The sequence below is a fragment of the Kitasatospora sp. NPDC101155 genome (assembly GCF_044768305.1).
GTDB lineage: Bacteria > Actinomycetota > Actinomycetes > Streptomycetales > Streptomycetaceae > Kitasatospora.
The window spans coordinates 123,451-149,443 of sequence record NZ_JBIWPN010000004.1; the positions used below are offsets into that span (position 1 = coordinate 123,451).

Below are 25,993 nucleotides of genomic sequence, written 5' to 3' on the forward strand. Positions count from 1 at the left end.
CTTCCTGCAGTCCCTCATGCAGCTCCAGGGCGCGTTCTACTTCGACCTCCAGGGCAGGATCACCCTTGCCTCCGAGTTCGGCGCTGAGGGCCGGGACGAAGTTGTGTGCATTCGGCTGATGTTTTGTCACACAAGAGTCTTACGGTCTGACCATGATTCGAACGACTCGTGTGTACTCCGTGGCGACCGTCGGCATCTCCGCTCTTCTGCTGACAGCTTGCGGTTCCTCCTCCTCACCGTCCCCCGCGAAGGCCGCCGCCCCTGACACCCCCGCCTCGAGCGCCGTCGCCCCGGCGCCCGCCGACGTGCCGACGACGGCCGCCGCCGCACCCACCAAGGCCCCGGCCGGATCCGGCGGCTCGGCCCCCGTCGGCGGTGTCAACTCCGTGACCATCAAGGGGGACGGCGGCGGCACCTTCCAGTTCGGCGGGGGCGGCTGCATAGGGGGCAAGTCCCCGTCCAGCAAGCTGGTCCTGACCGCGTCACCCGTCGGTGCCGGCTCCGCACAGGGCGGCCTGATCATCACCTTCGACGGCGAGGGGAAGGTGAATCTGCTCCTGACCAATGGTGACGACCAGAGCAACGCCGTCGCCTGGGCTGGGGACACCACGGTCGGCGAGACGGCCAGTCGCACCCTGGACACCGTCAAGCTGGTCGACCTGCCGGTCACTCAACTGATGGGTGCCAAGGGCACGGTCAGTGGTTTCCTGAAGTGCGAGAGCACCGACGGGCTGCTCTGAGTGCGGAGGTTGCGCGAGAAGTCGGCCGGGCCGACTTCTCGCGCAAGGCCGCGATCAGACGGGCTGCCAGAGCTCGATGCGGTTGCCCTCGGGGTCGGTGACCCAGCCGAACCGGCCGACACCCTCCATGTCCTGCGTCTCCTCGGCGACGTCCGCTCCCTTGGCGCGCAGTTGGGCGAGCATCGCATCCAGGTCGCGGACCCGGAAGTTGAGCATGGTCTGCTGGGCGCGGGACCCGAAGTAGTCGGTGTCGGCGTCGAAGGTCGCGAACACCGTCGGCCCGGATTGCTGCCGCCACAGTCCGTACTCGTCGGTGTCCAGCCCCAGGCAGTCGCGGTACCACGCGCCCAGGGCCGTCGGGTCAGCGGCCCGCAGGAAGTACCCACCGATTCCCAGCACACGTTCCATGCGGGCATCCTGCCAGGACGGTGATCAGCCGGGCCGGCGCCGCACCGCCGCCGCCGCGTTCCTTCCTGGGCGTGAGAAGCCGGCCGGGCCGACTTCTCACGCAGGTGCGTTCAGGCGGTGGGGAGGTCGCCGGTCTTGACGGCGGTGACGAACGCCGCCCATGCGTCGGCGGGGAAGACGAGCGCGGGGCCGCTGGGGTCCTTGGAGTCCCGGACGGCCATTCCACCTCTGGTGAGATGCCCTGTCTCCACGCACTCACTTGCCTGTGCGCTGTAGGAACTCTTGCGCCACCCCCGAGCGGAGATCTCTGGCACGGCCATGTGCTCACCTATTTTCTGATCTCGTACTCATGTCTCTGTTGCGATGGACGTGATCATATCCAGGGAGTCGGACGGGTTCAGGGCCGACGACCGTAGATACTCGAAAACGAGTCCGTAGCCGTCGAGCTCCGCCTCGCGCTCCAGGTAGTGCCCATTCGTCAGCGTCTCCACGAACACTGCCCCCGGCGCGGGGGAGTCAGTGAACCCGTACATCACGAACCCGCCGCATGCCCCGGCGGTTGCGCCGAGGCCGATCGGTACGACTTGCAGTGTGACGTTGGGGAGTTGCGCTGCCTCGGCGAGATAGCGCAGCTGTGCCTGGCGCACGTCTGCTCCACCAACTGGGCAACGGAGCGCGGGTTCCCAGATGATCGCCCAAAAGCGAGCAGAGTCAGGCTTGTTCAGAACGGCCTTGCGCTCCATCCGGATCTTGACCACCTGATCGATGCGCTCCGGTCGGACAGCGGCAGGATTCGCCTCAAGCAGCGCGCGGGCGTAGTCCTCGGTTTGCAGCAGACCTGGCACGACCAGGGGTTGCCAGGTCCGGATGTACCGCGCGTCGCTTTCCAGACCGAGGAAGTCGGCGTGGGCGGGCTGAATCGTGTCGCCGTAGTCGTGCCACCAGCCGCGCTTCTTGCTTTCCCGGGCGAGTGTTTCGAGCGCCTCCCTGACGTGCGGCTCGGTGACACCGTAGAGGTCCAGCAGGATGCCGAGGTCCAGGCGCCGGATGCCCACTACGCCTGTCTCTATCCGACTGATCTTCGCGCGGGAGCACTTGAGCGCACCCGCAGCGTCGTCGGTTGTCTTGCTCGCCGATTCTCGAAGCCGGCGAAGCTCTGAGCCCAGACGACGGCCGCGCACGGTCGGCCTCGATTCGTCAGTCACGGTGTTCCTTCCTTGAGCCCATCCCAGTCTGCCTTGTGACGGTGCGTCCGATCCAGGCTAAGTCAATCTGCACTGATGCAGAAATGCTGGTTGCGGCGAGTACTGGTGCGGGTGCACGCTACTTGGCGTAGTGCAATGCACCACACAGCGTGATCCTGGCGGCTCATCGCTCGGGCATCCCTTTGCCTCCCGCCGCCCTTCGGATCGCGATCTTTCCCACCACACCCGGAGGAGGCCCTGCCATGCCCGGAACGTTGGAGAAGTACTCCTGCTGGCTGCCCCGGCACCACAAGTCCGTCCCCGTTGCCAGAGGGCGGCTCCGCGACTTCGTCGCCGGCCATCCTGCCGGTGAACCGTTGCTCGATATCGGCGAGTTGGTGCTCAGCGAACTGACGGTCACTCAAACTATCCTTATCGCATGGCAGCTGATTGGAGCCGGAAGCCCCGGCGTGTGGGCGTCTACCTGCGGATTTCGGATGACCCGACCGAGGAGGAGAAGGGCATTGCGCGACAGAGGGAGGACGTGGAAGCACTCGCGGCCCGCCTTGTGTGGACGATCGCGAAGGTCTACACGGAGAACGACACCAGCGCCTACAAGCGCCGCCGCATCCGCAAGGCGGACGGCCGGAGTGTGTGGCGGGTGATCCGGCCGGAGTTCCGGCAGATGCTCCAGGACTACGAGGACGGGGTGATCGACGGGATCATCGTCTACGACCTGGATCGGCTGGCCCGTCAGCCCCGCGATCTTGAGGACTTGATCGACCTCGTTGATCACTTCAAGCGTCCCGTGGTCGGCGTGACCGGAGCGCTCGACCTCATGACGGAGAACGGCAAGGCGATGGCCCGCGTGCTGTGTGCGATGGCGAACAAGAGCAGCGCGGACACGGCCCGTCGTGTGGCGCGCGCCAGGCTCCAGCAGGCGCAGGAGGGACACAGCCAGCCGGCCACCCGTCCGTTCGGCTGGAAGGGCGACCGGATCGAGCTCAAGGAGGATGAAGCCCGCCTGATACGCAAGGCGGCTTTGGCGTTCACCGCCGGGGAGACGTGGAAGGGGACGGCGGAGCTGGTGATCGACTCAGGGATACCGCCGGTCGGTGGTGGCAAGTGGTACCTCAAGACGATCAAGGGCATGCTCCTGAGCCCGCGCGTCGCAGGGCTGTCCAGCTACGACGGAGTCATGCGCGAGCGCCCCACGTCCGAGGGCGACGATGCCGACGAGACCGAGAACGCCGATGGGTCCGTGCGGAGGACGTCTCTGCGCAAGGACGCCGTGTTGCGAGACGCCACGGGGCAGTACGTGCGGGGCACGTGGCAGCCGATCTTGAGTGTCGAGGAATGGGACGACCTGATCGCCGAGTACGACCGTCGCCGTGAGGGCAGGGAGTTCACCACGCGCAACACCAGGAAGTACCTGCTGTCGGGGCTGCTGCGGTGCGGCCGGCCGCGCGAGGACGGCACGCTGTGCAACAAGACCATGATCGGCACCTCCGACAGCCGGCACGGGAAGGTCGTGCCGATCTACAAGTGCCCCGGACCGATCCACGGCGGGTGCGGCAACTCGACCCGCAACATGGCCAAACTCGACGAGCTGATCAAAGATCTCCTGTTCGACCACCTGGAGAAGAACCGACCCAGTGAGGACGAGCAGCTTCCTGAGTCCGAGCCCGAGAACGCGGACGTGGCCAGGCTCGCCAGGGTGCGCGATGATCTCCAGCGCTTCCGTGACGGGATGCGCGACGGGACGATCACGGCCGACTCGTTCTTCGCCGTCGTGCCGGGACTGGAAGCGCAGGAGAAGAAGCTCATGGCGAGCATCAGCACGGCCCGCCGCGCGAAGGCCGACCGCGCCCAGCGCTCGCGCTCCCCCGAGGAGATCCGAGCCGAGTGGAAGGATGCGACGATCGCAGGCCGCCGATCGCTGCTGGGCACGTACCTCCTGGCGGTCGTCGTGCACCCCGCACGGACCCGGGGCCGGGTGTTCGACCACACCACGATCGATCCCGTGTGGAAGCCGATGGCCACCTGACAGCGATCGGTACGGAGAAGCCCCGGCGGCCGGGCGTCGGTCACCGGGGCTCGATCCTCGCTACTGCTCTGCAGTATCGTCCCGCCCCCGAAGGATCGCGCGCGTCTTGCGCCACTGCTCCGCAGTGATCTTTGGCGCCCGCCCGACATGGAAGGCAATCCATTCCTCACGCGTCATCCGCGCTGGAGTCCCGAGCTCGGCGCGAAGGCCCCCGTCCGGCGCGGTGGCATCTCGACTCGCGACGGCGTCGGCCGGGGGAGCAGGGCAGGGGTGTGCGGGCGTGAACGCGCCATCGGTGGCGGACACGGGGCAGCCTCCAGGCATGCGGGGTGGGCATGGGCGGACGGAGCTGCGGACCTGTTGGTCGGGACATTTGGATGTTCCTTCCGTGGTCACCGGCGGGCAGGCCGATGCGGGGATGGGCGGGACGTGGCACAGCCACAGGCGGACGTGCCCGCCCGTGCGAGTCGGGAGAGATCAACGGCCTGTGGCCGGATCGGGCGGCGAGTGCGCCCGGAGAGTGTTTCGCTGGCCGAACCAGCGGGGCGGACCCCCGTCGTGCAAAGGTGCTGACGTTTGACATTCTCTCAGCCGCCGCCGACAGGCACCAGTCTGTTGCGTGAGCGATCGGTCAGCGGCTGGGGCCGGGGCTGTCGCAACTTCCCTTTACTTCCTCAAGCGGCGGCGCACGCGCCGCCGGGCGGCCCCAGCCGCCCCGGCCGGGCATGCGGCCTTGCGGCCGTTCCGGGCCGGGCGGCTGGCCGCCCACGGATGCAGGGCCGGTTGAAGGCGAAGGCGCCCAGGCCGTTCGCTGCCGCCGGATGGCTGGGGTGGCCGGCCGAGGGAGGCTTTACGCACCTTGCCGGGCCGGGGCCCGCGTCGGGCAAGGACGGGGGGCCACTCGGCCCAATTGCGGTCAGGCCCAAAAGCCCTGACCGAGTTCGCAGCAGCTTACGGCCCCCCGACCATGCCCGACCCCAACCCCGCAAGGACACCGCCCAAAGCCTCCCCCAACCGGCCACGCGCACCCGTCCCCCGCCCACCCGGGCCGGTCAGGCCGACTCACGACGCACGTGCGCTGCCAGAACCAACAGCTCCTCCAGGCTCAGCCAACCCTCCGGAACACCCTCCAGCCGCACCACCGGGCCACCGAGGGCATCGGTGTCGGCCATCGCCCGCAGCTGCGAGCGCTGAACCCCGCACGCCGCCAGCAGACCGTTCAGGTCTTCCGCCGTCCGACGCGCGGCCCGCCACCCCGCCGCGTAGTCCACACCCGGCAGCCACAGCCACCTGTCCGGATCGAGGTCCGCCGTCGACTCCGCACAGAAGTCGTCATCCCCGCGCAACGCCTCTCAACTCCTTTGATCACAACCGAACCGGCCATCTGTGCACAGACATGCCGAGCAGCCCGATACCATCGGCATCGGGTTCCGACCCACCGGACCACCCCTGGTTCCCTCCAAGGTCACGGGGTGGTCCGGCACGTCTTCAGTTGTTCCTGATCAAGTCAGGGCGTTACCGCGCGGCCTCGCTCTCATCGGGGTCACAGCCGAAGATCCGGCGGAACAACTCCGCCTCGCTCAGGCCGGTCAGCGGGTCCTCAATTCCCGTACGGTCCCGCCAGATCCGGTGCATCAGCCCCAACCGCACGCCGTCCGCGAACCCGGGTTCAGCGCGCCACGCCACCACCTGACGGTGCGCGGTCCGCCGCCCCGGCGAGATCGCCCGCACCGGGCGCGAGAACTGGCCGTCCAGGAGCCACCAGGTCAAGAGCCGGTCACGCCAGGCCCGCAGCCGCCGCCCCATCACTGCGGCGCCCCGAAGTCAGCCGGGTACACCCTGACTACGTGCGGCGTCAGGTCGAGGAACGCCAGCGACCGCACCTCCCCGTACATCGCCAGACGATGCCCGATCGTCTGCACCGCCGACGGCCCGAACAACTCCTCGAAGAACTCCCGCTGCTCCGAACTGAGCGGCAACGCCCGCAACGCGTCCAGGAGCGCGGTCAGCGCGTCCGTCAGCCTGGAGAAGCGCGCGGGCTCCGTGATGCCCCGGACCTCCACCACCACCGGGAACGGGTAAGGCGTGGCGCCGCCGGTGGCCAAGGCCCCACCCGCCACGACCAGTTCAGCCCCCGGCGTGGTGGTGCCATCGCTGCGCGTCGTCATCGAGCCGACACCTCCCCCGCGCGGCGCGGGTGCCGCACGTGCACGCCGACCGCCTGGCCGTTCACGACGATGTACCGGGCCGCCGCCTTCCGCAGCCCCACACCGCAGTAGAAGCACCGCGACGCCGCCAACCCGAACACCCGCCTGCCACTCACCGCGCACCACCTTCCGGGCCCACCAGAGCCCAAATGATCTTCCCGATACCCTCGGGCCGGGGAATCCAGCCCCACTCCACCGACAAGGCCTCCACGAGACGCAACCCCCGGCCGGACAGGTCTTCCGCGCCGGTCGACCGCCGGATCACGGGCCTCTCGCTGCTCGCGTCGTGCACCTCCAACCGAAGGTGGTCACAGACCAGCTCGAATCGGATGGCGATTCGCCGCCCCCGGGGCACCCGCGCGTGCACCACCGCGTTGGTCACCAGCTCGGAGAGAACGAGTTCGCCACCGGGGGCGAGCGCGTCCCCACCCGGGACGTTCCGCAGGAAGCCCCGCAGCGCCGACCGAGCCGACGGGACCGACGCTCGATGGCGTGGAAGCCAGAAGAATGCATCACCCGACAACGCGGGCGGCGTGGCCAGAACGTCAGACACACCGATCCCCTCCATACGTGACCTACCGGGGCGCATGCAGAAAGTGATCAAGCGTCATATCCGCTGATTTCTCTACAGATACGCCGAGCTACCGCGTCTCTGGGAGTAGCGTCGTACGAAGCAGCAGCAGCCGTAAGAGATCAGCTGTCCGCAACTGTCCGCCGCCGTGCGGACGCTGCGGACGCTGCGGACGCCGAGGGCATGACATGACCGACGAGACATTCGCACAGGCTCTCCGGCGCCTGCGCGGAACGCTGTCCGTGCGCGATGTCGCGAGAATCGCCAACTGCAGCAAGACCGTCGTCTCCGACCTGGAGACCGGACGCCGCCAACCCACCGCCGCCATGGCAGCGGCCCTGGACTCAGCCCTCGGGGCGGGCGGACGCCTCATCGCTCTGGCGGAGCACCCACCAGGGACGCCCGCAACGGAGCGCGCAGCCGCCCTTCAGGCGGGTCTGGCCGAGCAGCTCGCCGCAGGCCCGATGACCAGCGCGTCCCTGGAGGAGTGGGAGTTCACCATCGCGCGTCACGGGCGCGCCACGCGCTACCGGCCCGAACAGGACCTCTTGGCCGACCTCCTGGCCGACTTCACGGACCTGCGGACCCTCCTCAACCACCGCCACCCGCCAGCCATACGGCGCCGGCTGCTGTCGGCCTGTGCCAACCTGTCCGGGCTGATGGCCCTCACGCTGCTGAAGCTGGACGACCCGGGCGCCCGGGACTGGTGGCGGACCGGCAAGGCAGCCGCCACCCAGGCCGAGGACCGCGCCACGCTCGCATGGATCTACGCCCAGGAGTCCTACCAGCTCTACTATGGAGGCGATCTCGCCGGAGCGATCGAACTCGCAGTCAGAGCACAGGAGTTGGCGGGCGGGATGCCGTGCGTGGCCGACGCCTTGGCCGCACCGCTGGAAGCACGCGCCCAGGCGCTGTCCGGCCGGAGAGCCGATACGGTGGCGGCGCTCACCCGAGCCCAACGCGCCCTGGCGCGCCTGTCGCCCGAGGACAGGCAGCCTTCCGCGCTCGGCTACGACGAGGCCCAACTACATTTCCATTCCGGGAACGCGTGGACCTCATTGCACGACACAGCCCGCGCTTGGGAGGAGCAGCAACAGGCGCTCGACCTCTACCCGGCAGAGAATCGGACTGACCGGGCACTCATTCAGCTGGACCGCGCCGACTGCCTCTCATGGGACGGCGACCCTGCCGCCGGGGCCCGCCTCGCCGTGGACAGCCTTCTCGCACTGCCGGAGGAACACCGCAGCGCTCTGATCCTCTACCGCGCACGCGATCTTGCGGTTAGGGTGCCCGAAACGGAAAGGCAACTGCCGGAGGTCCGGGTTCTACGCGAAGTGCTTGCCCTGCCCTCGGCCGGATGAGGGGGCACAAATGGGCACAGTGATCGTGCGAGCGACCGAGGCCGACACCGAGATCCTCGCCACCATCCTTGGCGAGATCGAGCAGTACTACGGCGGGTCTGCCGACTCCCCCGATCCGGAGCAGGTCCGCAGTGCCCTGTTCGGTTCTCGGCCAGCCGCCACGGTCCTGCTCTCACGCGACGGCGAAGAGGTAACCGGCCTGGCCTCAGTCAGTCTTCTCTGGCCAGCCGCCGGGGCCGACACCAGCCTGTACCTCAAGGAGCTCTACGTTCGTGAGCCGCACCGGCGCCGGGGTATCGCACGCGAGCTGATGACCGCCGTCCATGCCGAGGCTCGCGCCGCCGGTTGCTCACGCGTTGAGTGGACTGCGGACCGGGACAACCCTGCCGCCCTGGCGTTCTACGTGGCGCTCGGAGTGGTCCCGAACGACGGGAAGATCTTCTACCGGTCCCAGGCCTAGTGCCGCATCAGAGAACCTTTGCCAACCTGGGCACGAAGAAGGACACCCGGGTCGGCGACTGGGCCGCGGCCAACAATGTCGAGTTCTCCTACACCCCGACCAACAGCCCCTGGCTCAACCGCATCGAGGCCCAGTTCACCGCCCTGCGCTACTTCACTCTCGACAGCACCGACCACGCCAGCCACAAGGAGCAGGGAAGCATGATCCGTCGCTACATCATCTGGCGGAACAAGCACGCCGCCGACAAACGCCTATGCGCGGTGGTTGACATGGCAAACGTCGCCTGAGGCTCAGTCGAGTTTCTTGCGCATCTTCACCGAGGTCGTCTCGTAGCCGAGCGACTCGTAAAGGCCACGCGCACCTGTGTTGAACCCAAAGACGCTGAGACCCAGAGTATGAGCGCCCTGCGCCCGGGCGTATTCCTCTCCGAGGAGCATGGCCGTTCGTCCCAGGCCCCGACCACGCTTGTCGGCGTCGATCACGATGTCCCAGATCCACCAGGCGCCGGCGTCGTCGCTCGTGTCCGGTCCGATCCAGAGGTAGCCGACGGTTACCCCGGCATCGTCGACCACGTCGAAGACCACGTGCCCCGGGGTCGGTATCCCGGACGGAAAGAAGTGAGCCATGCTCGTGTCCGCATGGCGGTAGGCGTCCTCGGACGTTTGCCCCAAAGCAACGAGATCCTTGGCGTACTCGGCTCGACTGCGTTCGAGCCAGGCAGAGAAGTGTCGGGCGTCCAGGGGGCGGAGGGTTATAGGCACCGGCCCAGCCTCCCACACCGCCGACGCCTGAGCGGTGTGTCACCCCTGTTCAGGCGTCACGGCACATCGCCAACAGGGCAAACGTTGACTGATGCGGCACTACTGTGTCCACGAAACCGTTGCAGGCCCTAACCCGCGATCAGGTGAGGGGGGGTGCATCGGCACGGACCGAGATCGGCCAGGGCCGCCGTCACGGCTGGCGATTGGCCTAGTTCTGAGAACCACTAGCGAGTTCGTCACCAACGCCGTCGTCCACGCCAAGACCCCGCCCGGACGACTCATCTACCTCCAGTTCGAACTCCACCCTGACGCGCTCCGCATCGAGGTGCACGACACCGACCCGAACCGGCCGGTCGCGCACCCCGCCGCCGAACACGAGGAGGCCGGGCGAGGCCTCTGGCTCGTCTCCCAGCTCGCCGCCGGCTGGGGCTGCCACCCCCGTGAGGGCGGCATCGGCAAGACGATGTGGGCCCTGATCGGAGGCGTGCAGTGAGCATCGAACTCCCCTTCCCCGTCTCCGTCGAGATCAAGGGCGTCACCAAGGCCGCCACCTTCGCCAAGCTCTCCGACGCCCTCGACGCCATCCGCACCAGCCTCGCCCGCCTCCCTCTCGACGACGACCAGGCCGGCTACCTCGCCGACTACTTCTCCCAGGCCTCCGCCGCCCGGATCGCCCACCAGCTGGTCGAGTTCGGCGCGGTGCGTGCGATCGCCTACATCGGCATCGAGTCCGCCCATCCGATCTACCTGCGCTCGGAGGCTCCCGAGTGACCCGGCGACTCACCTGGGCCCGGTTGGAGGCCTGGTGGTGCCTCAACGGCCAGTTCTCCCGCCCGATCCGCGCCGTCAGCCCCCGCCGCCAGGCCGCCCATGCCGAGATGCGGCTCTGGGCGGCCGTCCCGGGCAACGCCGAAGCCCTGCTGCGCGCAGTGCTCCAGCGGGCCGCCGAACACCCGCTCGCGTGAGCCGGTAACCCAGTTGCTTCGCCCGTCCCGTCCTTGCCGGCCGGGACGTGTCCTGCGCCTGGTCACGACACGGGCGGCGCGGCGGTGGGGTGGCGGGTGATCTGAACTCTTGAGCGCGGCCCCCTTGCTTCGGCTGGGGGTTGGCTCATCCTTGGCCGGGAGCCGCGCAGCGGCGCGGGTCGCTGTGTTGTCAGTGACGTGGACTATGTTGATCGCGGCAACCGATGGGGGTGTTCCCGTGCTGTCCGGCCGTAGGTACCGGCTTGAACTCGACGCGGCGCAGGCCGAGTTGTGTGAAACGTTCGGTGACATCTGTCGTTCGGTGTGGAATACCGCTCTTGAGCAGCGCCGGGAGTACCGGCGTCGTGGGGCGTGGATGAACTACGTGCCGCAGGCTGCTGAGCTGGCGGAGGCCAAGCGGGAGTTCCCGTGGTTGAGGGACGCGCCGTCGCACGTGTTGCAGCAGACCCTCCGGGACCTGGACCGGGCATGCCGTGAACACGGGACATTCCGGGTCCGGTGGCGTTCCAAGGTCCGCTGGTCGCCGTCGTTCCGGTTCCCGGCCGGGAACCTGATCACGGTCGAGCGGATCGGCCGCAGGTGGGGACGGGTGAAGCTGCCGAAGCTGGGATGGGTCCGGTTCCGCTGGTCCCGGCCGATCGGCGGCGAAGTCCGGTCGGCGACGGCCACCCGGCAAGGGCGTCAGTGGTTCGTCTCGTTCCTGGTCGAGGACGGCCAGCAGACGCCGCAGCGGCACACGATGCCGAACACCGCCGTGGGCGTGGACCGGGGCGTCAAGGTCGCCGCGACCACCAGCGACGGTCACTTCCACGACCGCGCGTACATCACCACGGGAGAGGCGAAACGGCTGCGCCGCCTGCAACAGCAGCTCTCCCGCTGCAAGCGCGGCAGTAACCGCCACCGCACGGTGCTGGCGAAGATCAACGCCATCACCGCACGTGTCCGCGACCGCCGCGCCGACTTCTGCGCGCAGACCGCTGCCGAGCTGACTACCCATCATGCGGTGGTGGTGCTGGAAGACCTCCGCATCAGGAACATGACCGCCTCGGCGAGCGGCACCGTCGAACAGCCCGGCCGCAACGTCCGCGCCAAGGCCGGACTGAACCGGGCCATCCTGGACAAGGGATGGCACCTGCTCGAACTCGCGCTCCGCAACGCGGCGCGCACCACCGGGACGACGGTCGTCCTGGTAGATCCCGCGTACACGTCGCAGACCTGCAACACCTGCAAGCACGTGGACCCGAAGAACCGCAAGAGCCGAGCGGTCTTCGAGTGCACCGCCTGCGGGCACCGGGACCACGCCGACGTGAACGCCGCGAAGAACATCCTCAACGCCGCAGGACATGCGGTGTCAGGGCGTGGAGACCTCGGGGTTGCCCGGTCCGTGAAGCGCCAACCGCCGGCGAAGCGAACGCGCACGGGGCGAAGCCCCCGCGCGGCACGCGCGGCCGGAATCCCCGCGCCTTAGCGCGGGGAGAAAGTCAACCGGCATTCCGAACCGCCACGCCTCACCACTTTTCGCACACGTCTCATGACAATGAGTGAGTAGCTGTGCTGTGACCCGCCGCGCTGCCGCACGGCGGGAAGCGGCCTCATCTCAAGCCAGGACGTCAGGAGACATCAGTGACCAGACACCATGCTCCGGAGCAACAACCCCCCTCCGGAGTGGAGGCAGGGCGAAGCCGAACCCACGCAGGCGTCCACACCCGTCGGCGGCGGGCAGGGGTCGTAGCGGGACTGTTCGTCGCATTGTCCAGCACGGGACTGACACCCGTGGCCGCCGCGCCAGCGGGGGCCACGCTGACCGCTGCCCCGGCGCGGGCGCAGGGACCTGACCCGTCGTTCACCTTCGGCTTCACCGGGGCTTCGCAGAGCCTCGACGTCCCGGCGGGGGCGGTGGTGACGATCACGGCGGACGGCGCCGGCGGCGCGGACAACACCGGCACCTCCTGTTCCGTCACGGGGGCGGGCGGGACGGGGGCGCGGGTGGTGACCACCCTGCCGCAGACCACCGCCCCGACGACGTTCACCATCGACGTCGGCGGCACCGGTGGCAAGGGCTGCAACGGCACCGGGACGGGGGGTGCCGGGGGGTTCAACGGCGGCGCCCGGGGCGGGACCTTCGCGGGCAGTGGTTTCAAGTTCGAAGGTCCGGGTGGGGGCGGGGCCTCCAGCATCAGCACGGGCGGCTCCTTGCTGGTGGTCGCCGGGGGCGGTGGCGCCGCCGGCGGCACCGGAGGGAGCCTTGCCGGGGGGAACGGGGGCAACGGCGGAACAGCGGATGCCACCGGCGGTACCGCGGGAAGTGCCACCGGCCCCGGGGCTTCGCCGGGGCAGGGCGGGGGCGGCGGCAGCACCACCACCAGTACCGGTGGCGCCGGCGGGGCCGGCGGCACCGCTCCACCCTGTAGCGTTACGGCGGGTGGGCCGGGAGGCGGGTTCTCCGGTGCCACGGTCGGCACCGGCGGCACCGGCGGCAGCATCGGCGGCGGCTGCGCCCTCTCCATCATCGGTGCCGGCGGGGGCGGTGGGGGCGGGTACTTCGCCGGCGGGGGCGGCGGCAGCGGCGCCGTCAACAACCAAGGCAACTCGGCGAGCGGGGGCGGGGGTGGTGGGGGCAGCAGCTTCGCCACCCCCACGGGTATCCCCACGTCCTACGCGCCGTCGACGATCGGGACGGCGAACAACAACGGCCAGGTGACCATCTCCTACACGGTCCCGTCCTTGACCATCACCAAGACCCACACCAAGCACTTCACCCAGGGGCGGGACGGCACCTACACCATCACCGTCGGCAACGCCACCGGGGCCGCCCCGACCGACGGCTCCACGGTCACCGTGTACGACACCCTCCCCAACGGGCTCAGGGTCGACAGCATGAGTGGCACGGGATGGAACTGCACCCTGATCAACCTCACCTGCAGCCGTAACGACGTCCTTGCCGCCGGGAGCAGTTACCCGCCCATCACCCTGACGGTCGACGTCTCCTGCGCCGCCCCGCGCGATGTCACCAACGTCGCCACCGCCATCGGCGGCGGCGACCCCGCCAGTCACATCGCCACCGACCCCACCAAGATCAAGCGCCACGAGCGCGACGAGCGCTGCGAGCGCCACGAGCACTGGTAGACCAACCGACCCGGACCGACGGCGGGGCACGTCCATGTGGACGTGCCCCGCCGTCATCGGAGGCCGAAGGTCGCCACCTTCGCCAACCTCGCCGACGCTCTCGACGCCATCCGTCGGCCCGGCCGACTTCTCGCGTAGGTCTGTGCCGTCGGTGGCAGGTCGAGGGAGCGCCTGGTCGCTGTGACGACCCGTTGGTGATACGCGTGGCATCCCGAACCGCCACGCCTAACCACTTTTCGTGCACGTCTCATGACAATGAGTGAGTGGCTCTGCTGTGACCCTCCGCGCTGCCGCGCGGCCGGAAGCGGCCTCACCTCACGTCAGGACGTCAGGAGACATCAGTGACCAGGCACCATGTTCCAGAGCAACAACCCCCCTCTGGAGTGGAGGCAGGGCGAAGCCGAACCCACGCAGGCGTCCACGCTCGTGTGCAGTGGCGGCGGGCAGGGGCGGTAGCGGGACTGTGCGTGGCTCTGTCCGGCACGGGACTGACGCCCGCGATCGCCGCACAGGTGGGAGCCAAGCCGGCCGCCGCACAGGTGCAGGCACGAGGGACTGACCCATCGGTCACCTTCGGCTTCACCGGGACCCCGCAGACCCTCGCCGTCCCCGCGAACGCGGTCGTCACCATCACCGCGGACGGCGCCGGCGGCGCCGACAACACCGGCACCGTCTGCGGATTCACCGGGAGCGGGGGGACGGGGGCGCGCGTCGTCACCACGCTGCCGGTGACCAGCGCCCCGACGACCTACACCGTCAACGTCGGCGGCACCGGCACCGCCGGCTGCAACGGAACCGGCGCCGGCGGCTACAACGGCGGCGCCCCGGGCGGCACCTCGAGCCAACCTACGGGCCAGTTCCGGAGAGGTTCCGGAGGAGGCGGGGCGTCCAGTGTCAGCACCGGCACCGACCTCCTCGTCGTCGCCGGCGGCGGCGGTGCCGACGGTGGCGCCCCCTTCGCCGGCACGGTCGCGGGGGGCACCGGCGGCAACGGCGGCACACCGGACGCCACCGCGGGCACCATCGGGGCATCCGACAGCGGTGGTTCGCCGGGGCAGGGCGGGGGCGGCGGCAGCACCAGCACCGCGACCGGCGGCGCCGGCGGAGCGGCGGCCACCCCCACTGGAGGCTGCACGCCGGCCGCAGGTAACCCCGGAACCGGCTTCACCGGCACCACGGTCGGCACCGGCGGCACCGGCGGCAACAACACCGGCGGCAACTGCGTGGCCGCCGGGGCAGGGGGAGGCGGAGGCGGAGGATACTTCGGCGGCGGCGGAGGCGGCGCCGCCACCCCCGGCAGCAGCGGTCTCGGCCGCGCGGGTGGCGGCGGTGGCGGCGGAGGCAGCAGCTTCGCCACCCCGACGGGCACCGGGACGACGTACGCGGCCTCGACGACCGGAACGGCGAACAAAAACGGCCAGGTGACCATCTCCTACACGGTGGTCACCGCGTCCTTGACCATCACCAAGACCCACACCGGGCACTTCACCCAGGGGCGGGACGGCACCTACACCATCACCGTCGGCAACACCGGACCCGGCGCGACCGACGGCTCCACGGTCACCGTGTACGACACCCTCCCCAACGGGCTCAGGGTCGACAGCATGAGTGGCACGGGATGGAACTGCACCCTGATCAACCTCACCTGCACCCGTAACGACGTCCTTGCCGCCGGTAGCAGCTACCCGCCCATCACCCTGAAGGTCGACGTCTCCTGCGCCGCCCCGCACGATGTCACCAACGTCGCCACCGTCATCGGCGGCGGCGACACCGCCAGTCACATCGCCACCGACCCCACCAAGATCAAGCGCCACGAGCGCGACGAGCACGACGAGCACGGCGACCGCTGCGAGAGCCACGACCACTGGTAGACCAACCGACCCGGACCGACGGCGGGGCACGTCCATGTGGACGTGCCCCGCCGTCATTGGAGGCTTCCTCGGCCGTCCGGGTGTCGAGCAGGGCTGATAACGGATCGGTCTCGGAGCTCGCTCGCCGCGTGCGCGGGGGTTGACGGCGTGTGGCGGGCGGGCGTTTGCTGGCTCCCGCTCGTGTGAACCTGTTGGGTTCTGGTCTGTTTTGTGTGTTTGAACGTTCAAAGCGAACGCCCCGCAGGGCCCCCTGTCTCCCTCGCCTCCTGCGCCGCCCCACAGAGAGGAATGCAATGTCACACCTTTCCCGTCGAGACCTGCTCCGCACCTCCGGAGCCGGTCTGCTGGCCCTGGCCGCCGGCGGCTCCCTGGCGGCCTGCGGCAGCTCCGGTTCGGGCGGCGGCTCGGGCGGGGACGCCGACACCGGCACCGTCACCGTCTGGTCCTGGGCTACGGCCGCCGCCGCCCTGCGTGGAGTCGTCCCGGCCTTCGAGAAGGACAACCCCGGCATCAAGGTCGACGTGCAGGACATCGGCAACCCGGCCATCTGGGACAAGATCACCGTCGGCCTCGCGGCCGGCGGCCAGGGCCTCGGCGACGTCCTGCACATCGGCTGCGACTACCTGCCCGGCTACCTGGAGAAGTTCCCCGGCGGCCTCGCCGACCTCTCCGCCTACGGCGCCGACGCCCACAAGGACACGTTCGCCAAGGGCCTGTGGCCCGTCGTCACCGGCAAGGACGGCCACGTCTACGCACTGCCCTGGGAGGTCAACCCGCTCGGCTTCTTCTACCGCAAGGACTACTTCGACAAGGCGGGCATCGACCCCACCACCCTCGCCACCTGGGACGACCTGATCGCCGTCGCCGACCGGTTCAAGGCCGCCAACCCCGGCATCTCCCTCATCGGCATCAGCAAGGCCGCCAACCCGGCCCCCGACCTGGACTTCCTGCAGTCCCTCATGCAGCTCCAGGGCGCGTTCTACTTCGACCTCCAGGGCAGGATCACCCTCGCCTCCGAGACGTGCGTGCGCGCCCTCACCACCGTCAAGCGCCTGGAGGACGCCGGACTGATCGCCGACGTCCCCGGCGACCAGGGCTGGGCCACCGCGATGAAGGCGGGCAAGCTCGCCGTCGCCCCGACGCCCGCCTGGGCCGCGCACTACCTGGAGGCCAAGTTCGCCGACCAGAGCGGCAACTGGCGCCTCGCCAAGCCCCCGGCCGTCACCCCGGGCGGCAAGCGCACCGCCCTGGTCAACTCCACCCACCTGGCCGTCTCCGCCGCCAGCCCGCGCCGCCGTGCCGCCTGGAAGTTCGTCGAGTACGCACTCACCCGCCCCGACTCCGTCAACAGCATGTTCGAGGCCGGCGGCGTCTTCCCCGCGCTCACCGCGGCCTACACCGGCCCGATGTACGCCGCGCCCCACCCGTACTTCGGCGGCCAGCCCGTCCTGAAGACCTTCGCCGACCTGGCCGTCGACGGCGGCGACCCGACCAACTACTCCGGCGACTACGCCCGGGCCCTCAAGCTCGCCGGCGACGCCCAGACCAAGGTCTTCCTCAAGGGCGGCGACCCCGCCGCCGTCCTCCAGGACGCCGCCAAGCAACTCGCCCAGCAGACCGGACGCGGCATCGCATGACCGCCGCCGCCCAACCCGTCGTCCTCGCCGAGAAGGCCGCACGGACCCGCCGCAGCCCCCGGTGGCGCCGCGCCGCCCTGCCGTACCTGCTGCTCGCCCCCGCCCTGCTCACCTTCGGCGTGTTCAAGGCCTACCCGATCGTCGACTCGCTGCTGCTCTCCTTCACCACCGGATCCGGCACCGCCACCCGCGCCGCCGGACTCGCCAACTACCGCCGCCTGCTGGACGATCCGCTGTTCTGGACGGCCCTGCGCAACACCGGCGAGATCCTCGTCGTGCAGGTCCCGCTGATGCTCGGCCTGGCCCTGCTGATGGCCGTCGGCATCAACTCCGCCCTGGTGCGCTGGCGCGCCGTGTGGCGACTCGGCGTCTTCATGCCCGCCGTCACCGGCCTGGTCGCCACCGGCGTGATGTTCGCCTTCCTGCTCAGGACCGACGACGGCGCGGTCAACTGGCTGCTCGACGCGGTCGGCCTGCCCACCGTCGACTGGCTCGGCCAGCCGTTCTGGGCCCGGATGTCGATCGTCCTGGTGATGACCTGGCACTACACCGGCTACAACGCCGTCATCTACCTGGCCGGTCTGCAGTCCATCCCCCGGGAGCTGTACGAGGCCGCGATGGTCGACGGCGCCGGACCGATCCGCCGCTTCACCGCCGTCACCGTCCCCGCGCTGCGTCCGGTGCTGCTGTTCACCGTCGTGCTGTCCACCATCGGCACGCTCCAACTCTTCGACGAGCCGTACGTGTTGACCGGCGGCGGCCCGGACAACGCCACCCTGACCGTGTCCATGTACCTGTACCAGAACGGCTTCCGGTACTTCGACTTCGGCTACGCCTCCGCCATCGCCTACGCGCTCACCCTGCTGGTGTCCGTGCTCGGCGCGGTCCAGATGCGCCTGATGGGGGACAAGGACAGATGAACCTCAGGAAACTGCGCGGCTGGCCGCTGACCTTCCTCCTCGCCGCCGTCACCGGCCTGTCCGTCGGCCCGTTCTACTGGCTGGTGATCGCCACCACCCGGAAGGACACCGACATCTTCGACTGGCCGCCCGCGCTGCTCCCCGGGGGCCACCTCGGCGACAACCTGGACCGGCTCCAGCGCCGGATCGGGCTGCTCCGGGTGATCGGAAACTCGCTGCTGGTGGCCGGAGTCCAGACGGCCGGCGCGCTGATCGTCGCGCTGCTCGCCGGCTACGCCTTCGCCAAGTTCCGCTTCCGCGGCCGCACCCTGCTCTTCGCGCTGCTGCTCTCCACCCTCGTGGTGCCCGAACAGGTCATGCTGGTACCGCTGTTCAAGATGATGATGAGCTTCGGGCTGCTCGACTCCTACCAGGCGATCATCCTGCCCGGACTGTGCGTGCCCTTCGCGATCTTCCTGATGCGCCAGTCGCTGAGCGGCCTGCCGGACGAACTGCTCGACGCCGCCCGGGTCGACGGCGCCGGCGAGTTCCGGGTGCTGTGGAGCGTCGTCGTCCCGGTCATGCGGCCGGTCCTGGCGGCCCTGTCGATCTTCCTGTTCCTGGGCTCCTGGAACCAGTTCGCCTGGCCGCTGATCGCCCTGCGCAGCCCGGACATGCACACCCTGCCGGTGGCTCTCGCGACCCTGTACGGCAACAAGAGCACCACCGACTACGGCGCGATCCTCTCCGGCACCGCGCTGTCCACCCTGCCGATGATGGTCCTCTTCCTGGTCCTCCAGCGGCAGTTCATCTCCGGCCTGCTGGCCGGCGCCACGAAAGGCTGAGCATGTCCGAGACCGCGAACGACATCTGGGAACCGCACGCCCCCACCGTCGCCGACGGCCTGCGCCCGCTGTCCGCGGAGGGTCTGGCCCTGAAGGCGAGCGGCGTGGCCACCGTCCGCGCGGTCGCCGACGGAGTGGTCGAGGTGAGCGCCGAGAGCCCGGGGGACGTGCGGATCGAGTGGCGGGTCCCCTGCGTGGACGCCACCGCCTTCTGGACCCCCGAGCCGCGCGGCACCGGCTGGCTGCCCGCCGCGTGGAGCGCCCCGCGCCGTACCGGCCTCGCGGCCGGCGCGCCGATCGCCGCGCTGATCGGCACCGGGGACGTCGCGCTGGGCGCCTTCGCCGCCGAGCGCCCCGACGTGCTGGTCGGGGCCGGAGTGGTCGAGGAGACCGGCGAGTTCCGGTTCTGGGCCCAGGCCGAGGGCCGGCTCACCGTACGGATCGACACCTCGGGGCGGCACTTCGCCCGCTGCCTGGCCGACCTCGCCGCCTGGTGGGGCAGCGGCCGCACCGCCGACATCCCCGAGGCCGCCCGCCGCCCCGCCTACTCCACCTGGTACTCGATGCACCAGGACATCACGCCCGAGCGTGTCGAGACCCAGGCCGCGCTCGGCAAACAGCTCGGCCTGGACGTGATCATCGTGGACGACGGCTGGATGACCGCCGACCGCACCCGGGGCTACGCCCACTGCGGTGACTGGGAGCCGGTCTCACTGCCCGACACCGCCGCCCACGTCCGCCGGGTGCACGAGCTCGGCGTGCGCTACCTGCTCTGGTACGCACTGCCGTTCATCGGCAAGGGCAGCGCCGCCTACCGGAAGATCGGACACCATGCCCTCGCCGACATCGCGCACCTGGGCGCGATCGTCGCCGACCCGCGCTATCCCGAGGTCCGCGACTTCCTCACCGAGCGGCTCGCCCGCGCCGTCGAGGAGTGGGGCATGGACGGCCTCAAGGTCGACTTCGTCGACTCGTTCGTCCGCGCCGAGCCCCCCGCCGCCGGCCCGGAGGCGGACTGCGCGGGCGTGGACGAGGGCGTGGAGCGCCTGCTCGCCGCCATCCGCGGCCGGATCACCGCCGCCGACCCCGAGGCGATGGTCGAGCACCGCCAGCCGTACGTCAGCCCGGGCCTGTGGCCCTACGTCACCATGGTCCGCGCCACCGACTGCCCGCTCGGCCCGCAGGAGAACCGGCAGCGGACCGTCGACCTGCGGCTCGCCGCCGGACCCGTCCCGGTCCACTCCGACATGCTGATGTGGCACCCGGCCGAGCCGCCGGAGCAGATCGCCTGCCACCTGATCAACGTGCTGTTCTCGGTGCCGCAGATCTCCGTCGACCTCGCCGCGCAGAGCACCGCCCAGCGGGAGACGATCGCCTTCTGGCTGGGCGTCTTCCGCGCGCACCTCGACACCCTGCAGCTCGGCGAGCTGCGCCCGGCCCGTCCGGACCTCGGGTACCCGATGGTCACCGCCCTCGGCGCCGGGACCGTCGTGGTGGCCCGCTACGCGGCCCTGCCGGTGGACGCCTCGGGTACGGGCTGGCGCACCCTCATGGTGGCCAACGCCGACGCCGACCCGGACGTCCGGCTGACCGGCGGCAGCGGGACGGCCGCGGTCACCGTGCAGGACGCCCGGGGGCGTATCGTCCGGCAGGGCGAGGTCGAGCTCGACCGGGCGCAGGGGATCCCCGTACCCCGCGGCGGGCTGCTGACGCTGCGCCGCCCCTGACCACCCCGATCACCACCCCGATCACCGGCCTGGAGGACGGCATGCCCGAGGGACCACACCGGCCGCGGCACGGCGCCACCACCATCGAGGAGGTCGCCCGCGCGGCCGGGGTGTCCCGGCAGACCGTCTCCAACGCGCTCAACGCCCCGCACCGGGTCCGCCCCGCGACGCTGGCGCGGGTGACCGCGGCGATCCGCGGACTCGGCTACCAGCCCGACCAGTCGGCCCGCTCGCTGCGCAGCGGCGCCCGGCGCACCATCGGCTACCTCGCCCCGGTGGACGACCCCTTCGACCCCAACCCGCTGATGGCCGGCTTCCTGGAGGCCCTGGTCGACGCGGCCGGGGCCCGGGGACAGCGGGTGCTGCTGTTCCGGCCCGTCCCGCCGACGGCGGATCCGTCGGCCGCCGTCGACGAACTGGTGGCGGCCCGCCAGGTCGACGGGCTGGTTCTGGCGGACGTGGTCCGCGAGGACGCCCGGGTCGGGCACGTCGCCCGGCTCGGCGTCCCGTTCGTCACCTTCGGCCGGACGGGGCCCGGTGAGCCGCAGCACTGGGTGGACGTCGCCAACGACGCCGCGATGGCCGCCGTGGTGCGCCACCTCGCCGCGCTCGGCCACCGGAGGATCGGCTACCTCGGGGCTTCCGAGGACCTGCCCTGGATGGCGGCGCGGCGGGCGGGCTTCCTCGCGGAGGCCCGTCGGCTGGGGCTCTCCGCCCTCGTGGCCGCGGGCCCGGAGACGGCCGCGGGCCCGGCGACCGCGGCGGTACGGGCGCTGCTGCGCGGGACCGACCGGCCGACCGCCGTCGTGGCGGGCAGCGACCTGCTGGCGCTGGACGTGTACGAGGCGGTACGGGCGGAGGGGCTGACGGTCGGGCCGGGCGGGGTCGCGGTCACCGGTTTCCACGACACGCCGCTCTGTCGCCATCTCCATCCGGCGCTGACCTCGGTCCGGCTGCCGCTGCAGGCGATCGCCGTCGCGTTGGTCGGGAGGCTGCTCGACCAGGTGCGCGGGCAGCCGGCGCCGACGGCGGGGGTGGAGTTGGCCTGTGAGCTGGTGGTGCGGGGGAGTTCGGGTTGACCGGCCTCTCACGCACGACTTCGCCCCGTCGGGCAACGGCTCGACGGGGCGAAGTGGTCAGGACCCGTCACCCACTGCGGTTCGGTGCGGCCGGGCCCCTCGTGCTGCCGACCGGACTCACCCGGTGTGGGCGGCGCTGACCAGGTCGGGCAGTAGGTTCGCCGCGTTGGGCGTGCCGAGACCGGTGATCGGGTCCCAGCCGGTGGTGGCGGGGTAGCCCGGCACCGTCGGGTCGGCGGTGTTGTTGCCGAGGGTCACGTCGTTGAAGTCGGCCGCGTACTTCGCCGGGTCGGTGCTCAGCTTGTACAGGGCCGGGTTGATCTGGCCGAGGCCGCCGCCGTTGATCTGGTCCGCGATCGAGACCAGGCCGGCCCACTGAGGGCAGGACAGCGAGGTGCCGCCGATGTCGTACCAGCCCGTGCTGCACGGCGTGCCACCGCAGTTGAGGCCGGAGGAGCCGTCCGGCGGCAGCGACAGGTAGACCAGCGCGCCGGTGCCGGGGGCGGCCTGCAGGGCCACGTCCGGCACCGGCGCGCTTGGCGCCGATCGGGGTGGAGCCGGCGGGCAGCGCCGACTGGTAGGCGGGCTTGTCGAAGACCTGGCTGAACCCGCCGCCCGCGTTGGTCCAACCGACCTCACCCGCACCGGGGTTGGCCTGGCAATTGCCCGGGCTGCCGGTGCTGTCCACGGTCCGGCCGCCGGTCGCGTTGGGGTCGGTGCACAGGTACGTGCCGCCGACGCCGGTCACCAGCGGGTCGGACGCCGGCCACTCGACCGACGGGTACGGGAGGGTGGTGCCGCCCGACTTCACCGGGGTCTTCTCCGAGCCGGCCGTGCCGTTGTCGCCGGAGGAGCCGATCACCGTGACGCCGTTGAGGGCCGCCGACTTGAAGGCGTGCCGCAGGGGCTCGATCGACTGGGGGCTGCCGAACGCCCCCTCGGCGGAGGCGGAGGACTGCGAGATGACGTTCGCCAGGTGGTGGTCGACCACGTTGGGCGAGTTCGTAAGAACCGCTTAGGAAAGCGGGCGGCCGAGACTTTGCTCACCCCGCTGGCCGACGTCTTCCCGACGCTCCTCGCGGACGTCGCCGACGAGGTCACCGGCGCCCGGACGTGCGCCGACCGAAGGTCGGTACCCGGCCCCGCCAGGGCGGAGCCGCGGCGGCCCCGCCGTCAACGGCGGCCGAACGCCTGTCGTCGATCCGCTTTATTTCTACGCGTGTTGTGCCGCGACCCTTGCCGGGCGGTCGGTCCGTCGCGACCATACGGCCGGGGGGTGTCGTGCACCACACGCGGACTCTGCTGGAGGAGTTTCGGTATGAGGTGGAAGACACGGATCGCCGGCACGGTGGCAGTCGTGCTGGCACTGGGAGTAACAGTGCTGAGCCCGAGCGGAGTCGCCGGACCGCATCCGGCGAGCGGCGTCGGCTCCTGCTCGCTGAAGAACTGGAACCCGGGCGACGACCCGGACGACGCGACGGACCTGCCCGAGGGGCGGAGACCCCAGTCCTACAAACCCGACGACTACGACTGCACCGGCGCCGCCTTCGCCGCTCCCGGCGTCGAGTTCGCCAAGTTCCCGCAGCCGGGGAACTTCCACATCACCAACCGGCCGAAGGGCAGGACGGCCAAGGACGCGGTGGCGACGGTCAGTTCGCCGACCCAGGCGGTCAACCCGCTCGCGCCGTACTTCCCGCCCTTCACCCACTTCGTGGTCCTCTACCGGGAGAACCACACCTTCGACGACTACCTCGGCGACTGCGCCACCACCGTGCAGGCCGGCTGCAACGGGCAGGTGCAGAGCACCAACCACATCAGCTCGACGCCCAACCTGCACACCCTGGCCAAGAACTACGCGCTGATGGACGCGTACAGCACGGGCACCCAGCCGCCCAGCGGGCCCAACCACTGGTGGCTCTTCTCCGGCCAGTCGGCGTCCAGTTCGCAGCAGCAGTCCTACCCCGCCGCGACCGGCACCCAGTTCGACCGCTTCCTCAAGGGCCCCAACGGCGGCTACCCGTTCATCATGAACGGCGACTTCTACTGGATGCTCAGCACCGGCAGCGGCTACTGGCTCAACCCGGCCACCAACGCCGTCGAGGCACTGCCCGTCAACCGCCCCGGCACCAGCATCCCCGAGGAGCTCAACTACAACCACTACACCTGCTGCGGGCAGAACGACGACGACCAGACCGTCGCCACCGACTACGAGAACTTCGTCACCGCGAACGGCCTGCCGACGTACTCGTACGTCGAACTGTTCAACGACCACCCGGGCACGTACCAGGACATCCCGAAGAACGACGCCGTCACCAAGCAGATCACCGACTTCCTGATGGGCAACGTGGCCTACCAGGACAACACGGTGATCGTGGTCACCGAGGACGACACCCAGAACGGCAGCAACGGCCCGGACCACGTCAGCAACACCTACCGGGTGCCGACCGTCATCGTCGCCTCGCCGAAGTACATGAAGCAGGGCTACCTCACCCACGTCGCGTACACCACGGACAACGTGCTGGCCGCGATGGAGCGCACGATGCAGAACGTCCACCCGGGCGTCATCGACCCGAACGACAACATCGGCCCGGCGACGTTCCCCATGACCACCGCCGACCAGGGCGGCCTCGGCGACCCCCTGGAAGACCTCTGGATCCAGGGCTCCACCCCGCTCTCGGCCACCGCCACCGGCACACCGACGACCGGCAACGCGCCGTTGAACGTCGCCTTCACCGGCTCCGGAAGCGGCGGCGCCGCCCCCTACGGCTACAGCTGGAACTTCGGTGACGGCTCGGCGGCCAGTACCGCGCAGAACCCGAGCCACAGCTACGGCGCCGCCGGGACGTACACCGCGACCCTCACCGTCACGGACGCCTCCACGCCCGCCAAGACCACCACCTCGTCCGTCACCCTCACGGTCAGCGCCGTCGGCAACCCACTGGCGGCCCGTGCCTCGGGCACCCCGACCTCCGGCCAGGTCCCGCTGAACGTCGCCTTCACCGGCACCGCCACCGGCGGCAGCCCGCCGTACTCGTACAGCTGGGACTTCGGTGACGGCTCGGCAGCCGGTACCGCGCAGAACCCGAGCCACAGCTACGGCGCCGCCGGGACGTACACCGCGACCCTCACCGTCACGGACGCCTCCACGCCCGCCAAGACCGCCACCTCGACCGTCAGAGTCACCGCCTCACCCATCGCCGGGACGGCCCCGGGCGCCCCCACCGGCCTGACCGCCACCGCCGGAAACGGACAGGCCACCCTGAACTGGACGGCCCCCACCAGCAACGGCGGCGTCGACATCAATGCCTACCGGGTCTACCGGGGAACGGCGAGCAGCGGCGAGACCCAGCTCACCACGGGCGGCTGCTCCGCCCTCGGCGTCGTGCTCAGCTGTACGGACACCGGGCTCACCAACGGCCAGACCTACTACTACAAGGTCAGCGCCGTGAACTCGATCGGCGAGGGTGCGCAGAGCACCGAGGCGAGCGCCAGGCCCGGCGGCTGCCCACCGCAGCAACTGCTCGGCAACCCCGGCTTCGAGACCGGCACCGCCGCACCCTGGACGGCCACCAGCGGAGTCATCAGCAACAAGACCAATGAGCCTCCGCGCACCGGCAGTTGGGACGCCTGGCTGGACGGCTACGGCTACAGCCACACGGACACCCTGGCCCAGACGGTCACCCTGCCGAGCGGCTGCTCGTCGTACCAGCTGAGCTTCTGGCTGCACGTCGACACCACCGACCCCAGCACGACCACCGCCTACCACACCCTCAAGGCGCAGGTCCTGAACAGCTCGGGAACCGTGCTCGGGACGCTCGCCACCTACTCCAATCTCGACGCCAACACCGGCTACGCCCAGCACACCTTCGACCTGTCGGCGTACGCGGGCCAGAGCGTCACCCTGAAGTTCACCGGCTACGAGAACGCGTACTACTCGACCTCGTTCGTCCTCGACGACACCGCGGTCAGCATCAACTGAGCGCGCCACCCGGGTCGGCCTCTCCCCCGCGACGGCGATCGCGCGCCGCAGCAGCGCCTCGTCGGCAACTGTGATCATGACTGTGCCTTCCTCTGGGCCTTCCAG

The 25,993-nt window shown here is 70.3% G+C and carries 26 protein-coding genes and 1 pseudogene; 18 read left to right on the forward strand and 9 right to left on the reverse strand.

The annotated features are described in order from the left end of the window. Window positions 1–152: 152 nt before the first annotated feature. Window positions 153–740, forward strand: a complete 588-nt coding sequence (locus ACIRYZ_RS07275; RefSeq protein ID WP_402940730.1) for a hypothetical protein — start codon at window positions 153–155, stop codon at window positions 738–740. 54 nt (window positions 741–794) lie between these two features. On the opposite strand, the gene ACIRYZ_RS07280 is transcribed toward ACIRYZ_RS07275, so the two are convergent. The 3 genes from ACIRYZ_RS07280 to ACIRYZ_RS07290 form a co-directional block, all read right to left on the reverse strand. Beyond that, window positions 795–1,148: a VOC family protein gene (locus ACIRYZ_RS07280; protein ID WP_402940732.1), complete on the reverse strand. Its 354-nt coding sequence runs from the start codon at window positions 1,146–1,148 to the stop codon at window positions 795–797. 110 nt (window positions 1,149–1,258) lie between these two features. Next, window positions 1,259–1,468, reverse strand: coding sequence for a DUF397 domain-containing protein (locus tag ACIRYZ_RS07285; protein WP_402940735.1), 210 nt, complete (start codon window positions 1,466–1,468; stop codon window positions 1,259–1,261). A 27-nt stretch (window positions 1,469–1,495) separates the two neighbouring features. Then, window positions 1,496–2,353 (reverse strand): helix-turn-helix domain-containing protein, encoded by an 858-nt coding sequence (locus ACIRYZ_RS07290; RefSeq protein ID WP_402940738.1) that lies wholly within the window; start codon window positions 2,351–2,353, stop codon window positions 1,496–1,498. 451 nt (window positions 2,354–2,804) lie between these two features. Between ACIRYZ_RS07290 and ACIRYZ_RS07295 the strand changes: the two genes are divergently transcribed. Then, window positions 2,805–4,379, forward strand: a complete 1,575-nt coding sequence (locus ACIRYZ_RS07295; protein ID WP_402940741.1) for a recombinase family protein — start codon at window positions 2,805–2,807, stop codon at window positions 4,377–4,379. 1,052 nt (window positions 4,380–5,431) lie between these two features. On the opposite strand, the gene ACIRYZ_RS07300 is transcribed toward ACIRYZ_RS07295, so the two are convergent. The 4 genes from ACIRYZ_RS07300 to ACIRYZ_RS07315 form a co-directional block, all read right to left on the reverse strand. Continuing rightward, the gene (locus tag ACIRYZ_RS07300; protein ID WP_402940744.1) at window positions 5,432–5,725 is read right to left on the reverse strand and encodes a hypothetical protein; all 294 of its coding nucleotides are present in this window, start codon (window positions 5,723–5,725) and stop codon (window positions 5,432–5,434) included. 169 nt (window positions 5,726–5,894) lie between these two features. Further along, complete coding sequence (locus tag ACIRYZ_RS07305) at window positions 5,895–6,149, reverse strand: hypothetical protein (RefSeq protein ID WP_402940747.1); 255 nt, start codon at window positions 6,147–6,149, stop codon at window positions 5,895–5,897. 35 nt (window positions 6,150–6,184) lie between these two features. Continuing rightward, window positions 6,185–6,547, reverse strand: a complete 363-nt coding sequence (locus ACIRYZ_RS07310; protein ID WP_402940749.1) for a hypothetical protein — start codon at window positions 6,545–6,547, stop codon at window positions 6,185–6,187. Between the two features lie 151 nt (window positions 6,548–6,698). Continuing rightward, the gene (locus ACIRYZ_RS07315; protein WP_402940752.1) at window positions 6,699–7,139 is read right to left on the reverse strand and encodes an ATP-binding protein; all 441 of its coding nucleotides are present in this window, start codon (window positions 7,137–7,139) and stop codon (window positions 6,699–6,701) included. Between the two features lie 206 nt (window positions 7,140–7,345). Between ACIRYZ_RS07315 and ACIRYZ_RS07320 the strand changes: the two genes are divergently transcribed. The 3 genes and pseudogenes from ACIRYZ_RS07320 to ACIRYZ_RS07330 all read left to right on the forward strand — a co-directional run. Then, window positions 7,346–8,518 carry a helix-turn-helix domain-containing protein gene (locus ACIRYZ_RS07320; RefSeq protein WP_402940755.1) on the forward strand — a complete coding sequence of 391 codons (1,173 nt, stop codon included), beginning with the start codon at window positions 7,346–7,348 and terminating at the stop codon, window positions 8,516–8,518. A gap of 10 nt (window positions 8,519–8,528) precedes the next feature. After that, complete coding sequence (locus ACIRYZ_RS07325; RefSeq protein WP_402940758.1) at window positions 8,529–8,978, forward strand: GNAT family N-acetyltransferase; 450 nt, start codon at window positions 8,529–8,531, stop codon at window positions 8,976–8,978. Between the two features lie 23 nt (window positions 8,979–9,001). Beyond that, window positions 9,002–9,265, forward strand: a pseudogene (locus ACIRYZ_RS07330) (IS630 family transposase); the annotation flags it as partial. A gap of 3 nt (window positions 9,266–9,268) precedes the next feature. Here the strand turns inward: ACIRYZ_RS07330 and ACIRYZ_RS07335 are convergent. Further along, window positions 9,269–9,739, reverse strand: coding sequence for a GNAT family N-acetyltransferase (locus ACIRYZ_RS07335; protein WP_402940760.1), 471 nt, complete (start codon window positions 9,737–9,739; stop codon window positions 9,269–9,271). A gap of 91 nt (window positions 9,740–9,830) precedes the next feature. Between ACIRYZ_RS07335 and ACIRYZ_RS07340 the strand changes: the two genes are divergently transcribed. From ACIRYZ_RS07340 to ACIRYZ_RS07390, 11 genes are all read left to right on the forward strand, one after another. Beyond that, on the forward strand, window positions 9,831–10,232 hold the full coding sequence (locus ACIRYZ_RS07340) for an ATP-binding protein (RefSeq protein WP_402940763.1): 402 nt from the start codon (window positions 9,831–9,833) through the stop codon (window positions 10,230–10,232). After that, window positions 10,229–10,510, forward strand: coding sequence for a hypothetical protein (locus ACIRYZ_RS07345; protein WP_402940766.1), 282 nt, complete (start codon window positions 10,229–10,231; stop codon window positions 10,508–10,510). The genes ACIRYZ_RS07340 and ACIRYZ_RS07345 overlap by 4 nt, the downstream gene beginning before the upstream one ends. After that, a complete protein-coding gene (locus tag ACIRYZ_RS07350) occupies window positions 10,507–10,704 on the forward strand; it encodes a hypothetical protein (protein ID WP_402940768.1) in 198 nt (65 codons plus the stop codon). The genes ACIRYZ_RS07345 and ACIRYZ_RS07350 overlap by 4 nt, the downstream gene beginning before the upstream one ends. A 151-nt stretch (window positions 10,705–10,855) precedes the next feature. After that, window positions 10,856–12,193 carry an RNA-guided endonuclease InsQ/TnpB family protein gene (locus ACIRYZ_RS07355; RefSeq protein ID WP_402940771.1) on the forward strand — a complete coding sequence of 446 codons (1,338 nt, stop codon included), beginning with the start codon at window positions 10,856–10,858 and terminating at the stop codon, window positions 12,191–12,193. A gap of 305 nt (window positions 12,194–12,498) precedes the next feature. Beyond that, window positions 12,499–13,851, forward strand: a complete 1,353-nt coding sequence (locus ACIRYZ_RS07360; RefSeq protein WP_402940774.1) for a hypothetical protein — start codon at window positions 12,499–12,501, stop codon at window positions 13,849–13,851. Window positions 13,852–14,318: 467 nt separating this feature from the next. Then, complete coding sequence (locus ACIRYZ_RS07365; RefSeq protein ID WP_402940777.1) at window positions 14,319–15,722, forward strand: hypothetical protein; 1,404 nt, start codon at window positions 14,319–14,321, stop codon at window positions 15,720–15,722. Between the two features lie 293 nt (window positions 15,723–16,015). Then, window positions 16,016–17,359: an extracellular solute-binding protein gene (locus ACIRYZ_RS07370; RefSeq protein ID WP_402940780.1), complete on the forward strand. Its 1,344-nt coding sequence runs from the start codon at window positions 16,016–16,018 to the stop codon at window positions 17,357–17,359. Next, entirely contained in the window at window positions 17,356–18,279 is a 924-nt protein-coding gene (locus ACIRYZ_RS07375; RefSeq protein WP_402940783.1) for a carbohydrate ABC transporter permease, read from the forward strand. Before ACIRYZ_RS07370 ends, ACIRYZ_RS07375 begins: the two co-directional genes overlap by 4 nt. Then, a complete protein-coding gene (locus tag ACIRYZ_RS07380) occupies window positions 18,276–19,103 on the forward strand; it encodes a carbohydrate ABC transporter permease (RefSeq protein ID WP_402940786.1) in 828 nt (275 codons plus the stop codon). The genes ACIRYZ_RS07375 and ACIRYZ_RS07380 overlap by 4 nt, the downstream gene beginning before the upstream one ends. 2 nt (window positions 19,104–19,105) lie before the next feature. After that, complete coding sequence (locus ACIRYZ_RS07385) at window positions 19,106–20,830, forward strand: glycoside hydrolase family 36 protein (protein WP_402940789.1); 1,725 nt, start codon at window positions 19,106–19,108, stop codon at window positions 20,828–20,830. Window positions 20,831–20,871: 41 nt separating this feature from the next. Further along, window positions 20,872–21,909 carry a LacI family DNA-binding transcriptional regulator gene (locus ACIRYZ_RS07390; RefSeq protein ID WP_402940792.1) on the forward strand — a complete coding sequence of 346 codons (1,038 nt, stop codon included), beginning with the start codon at window positions 20,872–20,874 and terminating at the stop codon, window positions 21,907–21,909. A gap of 117 nt (window positions 21,910–22,026) precedes the next feature. Here ACIRYZ_RS07390 and ACIRYZ_RS07395 read toward each other — a convergent pair whose 3' ends face one another. Then, entirely contained in the window at window positions 22,027–22,428 is a 402-nt protein-coding gene (locus ACIRYZ_RS07395; protein WP_402940795.1) for a hypothetical protein, read from the reverse strand. 68 nt (window positions 22,429–22,496) lie between these two features. On the opposite strand from ACIRYZ_RS07395, the gene ACIRYZ_RS07400 reads away from it, so the two are divergent. Together ACIRYZ_RS07400 and ACIRYZ_RS07405 are read left to right on the forward strand one after the other, a co-directional pair. Beyond that, entirely contained in the window at window positions 22,497–22,928 is a 432-nt protein-coding gene (locus tag ACIRYZ_RS07400; RefSeq protein WP_402940798.1) for a hypothetical protein, read from the forward strand. A gap of 299 nt (window positions 22,929–23,227) precedes the next feature. Next, on the forward strand, window positions 23,228–25,888 hold the full coding sequence (locus ACIRYZ_RS07405) for a PKD domain-containing protein (protein ID WP_402940801.1): 2,661 nt from the start codon (window positions 23,228–23,230) through the stop codon (window positions 25,886–25,888). Window positions 25,889–25,993 lie beyond the last annotated feature (105 nt).